Raw genomic sequence first — 1349 nt, forward strand, 5'->3', positions numbered from 1 at the left:
CCCCCCCTGGCCTCGGCGTTCCAAAAATTCGTTCACGTCTGAGTGAAATGAGCCTGAACGAGGAACGGATAAGCCTAGGCGAGGTTCATCGTCGGATTTGAAAATGATGGAGTTGAGAGCCTTGCCAGCGCCTGTCCGTTACAGCCCCGATGTCGAGGTCGTGAAGCCTGACGAGGGTAAGACCATCGAGGGACTGAACGAGACCTTCGACACGATCCTGCAGACGGTCGCGGACGACTCCGGTCATGCCGTCCGCTCCGTCCACGCCAAGGCGCACGGCATCCTGGAGGGCGTCCTCAGGATCGATCCCAACCTACCGCCGGAACTGGCGCAGGGGCTGTTCGCCAAGCCCGGCGAGCACAAGGTCTACATGCGGATGTCGACCAATGCCGGCGACATCCTTCCCGACGCCGTCTCGCTGCCGCGCGGCCTCGCCCTGAAGGTCCTCGACGTCGAAGGCGAGCGCCTTCCCGAAGCCGAGGGCACCACCCAGAACTTCATCATGGTCAATGGCAAGGTCTTCCAGGCGCCGAACGCCGAGAAATTCCTGGGCAGCCTGAAGATGCTTGCCGGCACGACCGACCGGGTCGAGGGGCTGAAGGTCGCCGCATCCACCGTGCTGCGCGGGGTCAACAAGGCCCTGTCGGCCGTGGGCATCGAAAGCCCGACCATCGGTTCGCTCGGCGGCGCGCCGAACGTCGATCCGCTCGGCGAGACCTATTACAGCGTCACCCCGTTCCGGTACGGCGACCACATCGCCAAGTTCTCGGTCGCCCCCGTCGCCCCGGGCCTGACCGCGCTCACCGGCACCGAGATCGATGCCTCCGGCCGGCCGAACGCGATCCGCGAGACGGTGCAGTCCGAGATGCAGGCCATCGAGGGCGTCTGGGAGTTCCGGGTCCAGCTTTGCCGCGACCTCGAACGCCAGCCCGTCGAGGACCCCACCGTCGAGTGGAAAGAGGAGGAGGCGCCGTTCCAGCGTGTCGGCCTGATCACCGCCCGTCCCCAGGACAGTTGGGACGAGGCCTGCGTGCAGGCGGTCGACGAGGAGATGCGTTTCTCGATCTGGACTGGCCTCGCGGCGCACCGCCCGCTCGGCAACATCAATCGCGCCCGCAACGCCCCCTACAAGCACTCCGCCGAGTTCCGCCAGCGCTTCAACGGCTGCCCGATCCACGAGCCGGGCGCCGGGCGCTGAGAACGGAGACGACGATGCGCGGCCTCATCTCGGGCGCGGTCCTGGTGGCGCTCGTCGTCATAGGATCCACGCAACTTCAGGCAGGGGACATCATGAAGACGGAGCTCAAGCCGTACAACGTCACCATCCGCGTCTTCGACCCGACCAAGGG

General features: G+C 66.0%; 1 protein-coding gene. It reads left to right on the forward strand.

What is annotated here, in order from left to right:
• Nucleotides 1-106 precede the first annotated feature (106 nt).
• Nucleotides 107-1198 (forward strand): catalase family protein, encoded by a 1092-nt coding sequence (locus tag MKL11_RS00070; RefSeq protein ID WP_409565788.1) that lies wholly within the window; start codon nucleotides 107-109, stop codon nucleotides 1196-1198.
• Nucleotides 1199-1349 lie beyond the last annotated feature (151 nt).

Origin of the sequence: Methylobacterium sp. J-077, from assembly GCF_022829365.1 — a bacterium.
Lineage (GTDB): Bacteria > Pseudomonadota > Alphaproteobacteria > Rhizobiales > Beijerinckiaceae > Methylobacterium.

Coding starts and splice junctions, on each gene's coding strand:
- MKL11_RS00070 (WP_409565788.1), top strand. CDS start 107: ATGGAGTTGAGAGCCTTGCCAGCGCCTGTCCGTTACAGCCCCGATGTC.